The sequence below is a fragment of the Bradyrhizobium sp. WSM4874 genome (assembly GCF_055811835.1).
Map to the genome: position 1 here is coordinate 1 of NZ_JBVVPR010000031.1, position 7,382 is coordinate 7,382.

4 protein-coding genes are annotated in these 7,382 nt (G+C 58.2%); all 4 read right to left on the reverse strand.

Translation table 11 applies throughout. The features are described 5' to 3' along the window. Positions 1-454 precede the first annotated feature (454 nt). Positions 455-1,174, reverse strand: a complete 720-nt coding sequence (locus AC0L3P_RS26855) for a hypothetical protein (RefSeq protein ID WP_473306497.1) — start codon at positions 1,172-1,174, stop codon at positions 455-457. A 422-nt stretch (positions 1,175-1,596) separates the two neighbouring features. After that, complete coding sequence (locus AC0L3P_RS26860) at positions 1,597-2,163, reverse strand: hypothetical protein (protein ID WP_473306499.1); 567 nt, start codon at positions 2,161-2,163, stop codon at positions 1,597-1,599. Positions 2,164-2,689: 526 nt separating this feature from the next. After that, entirely contained in the window at positions 2,690-3,214 is a 525-nt protein-coding gene (locus AC0L3P_RS26865) for a hypothetical protein (protein ID WP_473306501.1), read from the reverse strand. Between the two features lie 1,068 nt (positions 3,215-4,282). Next, on the reverse strand, positions 4,283-7,336 hold the full coding sequence (locus AC0L3P_RS26870; RefSeq protein ID WP_473306675.1) for a beta strand repeat-containing protein: 3,054 nt from the start codon (positions 7,334-7,336) through the stop codon (positions 4,283-4,285). Positions 7,337-7,382 lie beyond the last annotated feature (46 nt).

Below are 7,382 nucleotides of genomic sequence, written 5' to 3' on the forward strand. Positions count from 1 at the left end.
GCCAAGCTCGACTTGCTGCAGGCTCGGCTAATCGGTGCCACATGACCAGTGCTGCACCAAAATTGCGTCAGAGCCAATTTTGGACGCCGATCCCCCGGCTTAGGGGGTCAATATTGCAAGCCGAATGACACTTCATTCGTCTCGCGGCGCAATGCGGCAGTTCTCAGCTCTAGCTGTTGAAGCAAGACATCGCTGAATAGCATCGCCATGCTAGTGGCAACCAGGTCGCGCGCCGGTGCTTGGCCTAGGTTTGCTGGCCGCCCCTCATAGGGACGCTTTAGAAAAGTGGCCGCCCACGCCTGCTCGGCATCAGCCTGCCTGGAGCGGCCGATCGTTTCGTATATTCTCTTCGCCTCCTGCTCCGACAGTTCGACTTCGTACCGATGCGCGAACTTGTTTCGAAGCGTACCAACAGCGGTTAAGCCCTCTTCGAGTGAGGGATCTAGCCCTAGCGCTAACGCCAAACGAAAACACCTGCATAATCATCGTTTCTAGACTTCACTTCAGCCGGCTGGGGCGCGGCGGCTGCAATGAATTCTCTCAGCTCGTGATCCAAATAACTGTGTCCTCGGACAACAAGCTGGAAGTCATCGCCGGCATCCAACAATTGCAGGAAGTTTTCTCGCCTTTCCGCAATTCGCTCCACGTACCTAGCCGGAAGCTGGACGGCAGTACCGAGACTAGGTGAGGGCCCGTGCTTTCGATCAGCAAGTATGGCAGACCAGATACCGATCAAGTACCAGACGAGCCGAGTCGAAGGGAGCTGGCGCTTGAACAGTGGAAGGTTCTCCTTCATTCGGGATTCTTCGTACACCTCGCGAAGGAGCCCCTTTAATTCTGGTCCGAGTGCATTGTAGAAGTTGTCTGCGTCCGGCCGACTGAATTCGGCGTCGGAGTTGCGAACGAATTTCTTCTGCAAAGTTGCCAACGCGTTAAGGGCGGGCTTGATCTCGGAGTTCAATCCCAAGATCAGGGCAAGGCGGAGTACCTCTTCGAACTCAAGATCTGCACGGTCGACGTACTGGGGAGATCTGGCGTTGCTCACTACAAATTGGCGTAGCGCGTGCTCGATACGCGCCTGAGCCCGTACGATCATTCCAAGAGGATCGTCCTTTCGGAGATCGAATACGAATCTCACCAGCTCATGATCATAGGGATCGTTGTCTTCGCTCATAGTGCTTCAGTTCGTTTGGCACTCTCAAGCCGTCCAACCTATCGTGGGCGGCGGCGACTTGGGCCCATTCCGCCTGCCAATCCATCATAGCGCGGACATGCGCCCCCGGATAGCGGCGCTTCGCCGGGTGTGAGCGGTCACCCATGCGGCTCTGGAATTCTTGCCGTGTGAGATCGGCCGCTGACCGACTTCTTCCATAACAACTGATTTGCGAATCTCCGTTCTTGCTTGCGCAGCAGCTCGGATGTTCTTCAAACGAAGCTTAATGCTTGCTCGCGAGATGCCAAATTCGTCAGCGACCGAATGCGTCAAGAGCCGGGACCCACTCGCCGTAGGCGGATTTCCTCGGCAAGGAAGACCGCCCATGCGTGCGCAAAGGGCGGCCAACACCTCGCAATGACCTTTGTTCTGTCAGGCGGTTTTCAGCCTTGGCCCGGGCCACGTCCCAGGCGCCGCGGCAGAATGTACTCGACGTCAATGCTGATGCCGTCTCCGTTCAGGGGAGTCGCTGTGTAGACCGCAGAGACGGCCAATTCGAAGAAGCTCCCGATCGTGAGATAGCCGATTGTGAGTGCCGACTCTCCGCTTGGGGGACCGCCGAGCAGCAACTCCGCGATATGGCAGCAATCGTCCATCGTCGCCGCCAGCGGCGGAAGGGTGATGAGCTCGCCGGTGTGTTGAGAGATTTTGGCTGGATCGGCGAATTTGGGCTCGCGACCAATAACGGCGCCCGCGTTGATCAAGGGTACGAAAAATTTCGCGACCTGCGCCGGCTGACCCGTGATATTTTGAATGTTGACCTCGGTCGCGTACACGCCCGGCCGGGCGCCTGCGGTACAGCAGCAGTTCGTCTCAGTCTGTCTGCCGCAAAGGACCTTCACGCTGTGCACGAGGAACTCGGCTTGCGGCGGTACGGTGGTGGCGGCGAGCAATTCGCTGAACGGATGCGGAAGACGGTCACTTGCAGAGCCCGTTGGATTTTTGGCCATTTCGATCTCCACGATAGTTTGCGGAAGGCGACCTACATGCCGAACTTACGCCAGACTTGACGCAATCTTGTGAGAGATGGCTCACACACTTGGAAGAAACCGCGACAGGCCAAAGTTTCTCGCAAGCAGTGCAACGGATCGTCCGGCGACGATCACTCGATTATCCTTTGAAGTGCGACAAGAGAAGCTAAGACGAGCACCAGGGCTCCGGCGAGGGTGATGCCAAGGAAAACATTGTGCATGGCGCCGCATCTCCCATTTATCGCTCCCCCAGCCATTTGTTTGCGACCGGGCAGGATAAAGGCCCCATTCAGCCGTCGTCATTCGTTCCGCTTCAGCTCGACGATGAACTCCTCCGAAATATCGTCAGGACAGGAGCGCTCGCAGACTTCACAAGGCAGCCTCGTGCTGGTGCAGTATCTCTCGAGGAACACTTGCTCCCCTTTAGGTGGCCCATCTATAGTGTTCGGCATTTCTGTAGGTGCGAATCGCGGTCAGCTCTCAACGACGAGGTTGAGCGGTAACATCAACGCCGTTGTTCGAGCCGGGACTTCAAGGGTTCGAGGCTTGCCATCAGTTTTTCCTGCGCTTGCCCCAACCCTTCCTTCAAGCTGTCCAACAGAGACAATTCAGCGACTGCAGGTGGAGTCGTGGCCTTGCCGTTCCTCAAGGGTTCAATATTCGTCTTTGACGCTGCATGATGAACAGCAATCTTTTTCGAACGCTCTCGGTTTGCGGGATTCGGCCTTATCGGTACTTCATCAACCGGCGCCGGAGTTGCTGTCCTGGGGGGAGGGACGACAGCTGCAACGGCTGCTTGTGGCCATCGTTCAGCAAACTCCAGAACGCTCGGCGGCGAGACAACCGTCGGCAAGCTCGTGTCAATAATGACCCGCTCTGGCAACCGTTCGGCCGAGGTTATCCTGATGGCCGGCCTGTCGGTCGAGCCACCGGTAGGTTCCGCCACTTGCTGCGGCAAACACCACCCCAATCCGATCAGCAATAGGACAAGGGCGCTGCCGACAAACCCGAAATATTTGATCAACGGCATGGGTCGCCTCCCATTCGAGACGACCTTGAAACCGAATCCTTAGTAGATCGCTAAAGATAGATTAAAAATGGAAACGTGGTTATCAGCGATGTTGCGATGCAGAAGCGACGCCATTTGACCGAGGCTTGTGACTTTTGAACGACTTGGAGGGATGGCTCACCAAGCAGAGAGTGGAGCGTTCGCCGCGTTGAGAGGACTCGCTCTCTCAAAGACGCCGTCGACGCCGCCTCCGCTCCGCTCACTTGCTAACTAAGGGCTTCGATGTCGTCCAGATGCGAACCTGCGCTGCTTGCGTGTGCGGCTCCTGGAGCGAGCCTAATCGCCCAAGGGCCGAGTTCTTCCATAACAAGGGAACTGCGAACGGAGGCCCTGCCCTGGTGCTGCTGCATAACGGCTTGGCTGGCAAGCGTCCGCGCAAAGGTCTCCAAAAGTGCGATTTGCTGCCTGGCGTTTCGCTCGCGAGCGCGTGAAGGGATTTCGTCGACCGCCCGAGAACGCAACAAAAAGTCCTAGCGGTGAAACCAATTATCAGGAGCCATGAAGTCACGGCAAAGGATGACGGTGGTAGCGTGTGGTTAGATTCTCGGAGAGGGCAAGCTCATGACTTGGAATCAGTAGCGTTTCACCGCACCTATAGTGATTTTGTGTTGGTCGGCCTTGAGCATTGCCACGCTTGTCATGGTCGGAGCGTGGTGAGGCTAGGCTTCACCTGGTTGGCGCGCTATGCGTGAAGAATTCACTTCCTTAGTCTTCTTGGCGGTCGCATTTGGAGGCGTTGCTCTCCTCTGTTCCGGCTTGTTGGCCCTGATACTCGTGGGATAGACCACGGATTTACGCCCGCAACGCCACGTTGGACCGTCGCCTGCTGAAACTCGGCGGCAGGTCCGTGAAATGGTTCGGACGGAGCTGAGCCCGCCGAGGCTGAAGGGGAAGGGCAAGTCGTTAGTGAACGGTATTTTGCGAAGCGCATCTGACGAGCCACGGAGCGCCTGCATTCACCGACCGAAATCTCAAGCTGTTCACGCGCGGCGTAAGCGGGCCGAGCGGAAGGAGCGAAGGATTCGACCGTTAGACGTGGAAGAAGTCCAAATTGGCCAAACTGCTTGCTGTTACGGCCGTTAAGACGACTTCCATATCCGCCGAACCCTGGTTCTGAGCTCCCCCTGAACTGTTAACATAAACAATTGTGTCCGCGCCGTTTTGAATCCACGCGATACTATGCGCAGCCACCTGCGTACTACCGGCTATTAAGCCTTGGACGGTCGTGGCTCCAGTGATACCCGAAATGTCGATGACGTCTGTCCCGTGAACGAAGTCGCTGATCGTGTCATGGCTTGCAACAGTCGACTCGGAAACGGCAGCAAAGACAAACTGATCAGCTCCAGCGCCCCCTATCAGCGTATCGGCGCCAGCTGCGCCCCGAATAAAATCGTTCCCCGCTTGACCGTCCAACGTGTTATTTCCAGCGTTGCCAATAATGACGTCAGCGAAACCCGAGCCACGAACAGCATTCACGCCGGTGAATGCATCTGTGCCGACGTCCGCAACATCGCCAGAGGCCGTTCCGTGGGAGTTGCCAGCGGCGAGATCTACGGTCACACCATCCAGAGCACTGTAGAATGCGATGCGGGTATTACCGTTGCCCGTGATAGTGTCATCGCCGGCCATCCCCTCAAACTCGTTGAAGGTACCGAAATCACCGACATTTGGCCCGGAGACGCCGAAATTGGTCGCGACATAACTATCGGCGAAGGCGGTCCCGCGGACCGCTTCAATTGACCGAAGGGAGTCTGTTCCGATGGCAGCGTCACCTGAGACCGTGCCCGAAGCCATATCGACCTGAATACCTGAAGCCGAACCATCGTGGTTGTAGAATGCCCTGTCGAACCCACCTTTGCCGTCGATGAAGTCATTGCCGGCGCGCCCTGAAAAATCTTCCGCCGTACCACTCGGATTGGCAGAGCCGGTGATGGTGTCGGCAAACGACGATCCCGACACCGAGCCAACACCCGAGAAGGTATCGATGCCCACTGACCCATCACCGGTTACTGTACCCGACGCGCCACTGGTGGTGCTGGTCCAGCCATTGAGACTTAAAGTAATCGTCACGGGGCCGGTTGCATTGGTGTAGATCAGACGGGTATTGCCGTTGCCGGTGATGATGTCGTTACCACCCATTCCTTCAAACTGATTGAGGTTGCCGTTATTGCCGATGTTGGCATAGGGAAGACCGGTTGCAGGATCGATAGCGCCGCTGACGCCGAAATTTGTGGCATCATACGTATCGACAAAATTGGTTCCTTGAATGCCTTCGATCGAACGCAAGGTGTCGGTGCCGCTCGAGGCATCGCCGATCACCGTTCCTGCCGCAAGGTGAACGCTGATCCCACCTGTCGTGAACGTTAGATTGGCGTATTGGGCCGTATCGAAGCCGCCGTTTCCATTGATAAGATCATCGCCGGCAAGTCCCATGAAGTTCTCGTTGGCGCCGCTTCCCGAAAAGACGTCGGCAAACATCGATCCCATGACCGCGTTGACACCGGTGAATGTATCGGTACCCACCGAGGCATCGCCGGTCGCAGTGCCCGCAAGGAGATCGACCGTCACGCCGGCGCTTGATTGCGTATATTGGAGTCGGGTGTTGCCATTGCCGATGATTGCATCGTTGCCGCCCATGCCTTCAAAATTATTGAAGGTGCCGCTCGATCCGGCATTGGTGCTGGTACCGCTGAAACCGGTGGCATCGTAAGTATCAGCGAAGTTGGTGCCGCGGACGGCTTCCATCGAACGCAGCGTATCGGTTCCGATCGTCGCATCGCCAGTGACAGTTCCGGCCGCAAGTTTAACAGTTATGCCCGTGGTTGTGGTCACGTCGTTATTATAGATGGCGAAATCGTAGCCGCCGCGGCCATCGATCAGATCGTTACCAGCACGACCGTCATATTGCTCGAAAGTACCATTCGGATTGTCACTGCCCCGCAGCGCGTCGCCAAATGCTGACCCAATGACTGAATTGACGTTTGTGAAGGTGTCGTTGCCGACCGACGCATCGCCGCTCGCCGTGCGTGCGATAAAATCAACGATGACTGCTGCTGTCGCATTGACATAGGAAATACGAGTCAGAATCTCGCCGGAAGGATTGACCGTGCCGACGATGATATCATCTCCCCCCATGCCTTCGAAGCTGTTGAAGCCAATCGGCGTACCAGGGACTCCGGAGTTACCGCTGAAGCCGACCGCCGAGTAGTGGTCGGCAAAGTTGCTGCCTTGGATGGCTTCGATACCGATCAAAGTGTCGGTGCCGACACCTGGACCTGTCACGGTCCCCGCCGTCAGGTCGGCGGTGATGCCCCCGGTCGCGTCGACATAGACCGCCCGATCAACACCCGACAAACCGTTGATCGTGTCATTGCCGCCGAAGCCCTGGAATGCATCGTTCCCGGCGGCGCCGGTCAGGGTGTTGTCGCCAGCGTCGCCGAGAATGGCGCCCGGCACGCCCACCAAATAGACCACTGCGCTGCTGGTGGTGGTGTTGCCGGCCGCATCGCTCACCCGTGCCGTCAGCGAGTTCGGGCCGTTGCTGAGCGTGACCGTGGTGCTCCAGGTCCCGTTGCCCTGCACGATGGCGCTGCCGATCGGCGTGGTGCCGTCCAGGATGGTGACGCTGGCGCCGGCGTCGGCGACATCGACCGTGCCGGTGATGGTCTGGCTGGCCTGGTTGACCGGTCCGCCGGCGCTGGTGATCGCAACCGTCGGCGCCGCCGTGTCCAGAGTGAAGCTCAGCGCTGAGGTGGTCGAGCTGTTGCCGGCGGCATCGCTGAACTGCGCCGCGGTCTGCTTGGTGCCATCGGCTCCGAGATCGCCGGCGGTCACCGTCAGGCTGATGCTGCCTGCCGTCACGTCAGTCGCCGTGATCACATGCGTGACCGGATGGGCCAGCGGCGAGCCACCCAGCAACAGCTGCACCGTATCGCCGACGGCGGCCGTCGGGGTCAGCGCCACCGTGAAGGTCGGCGCCGTCGCCGAGGTGAGATTGTCCGTGTTCGAGGTGCCGGTGTCCGAGCCCGCCGTCAGGTCCGGCGTGCCGCCGCTCGGCGCCGCCGTGTCCAGGGTGAAGCTCAGCGAGGCCGAACCGGTGTTGCCGAAGCTGTCGGTCTGGCTTGCCACG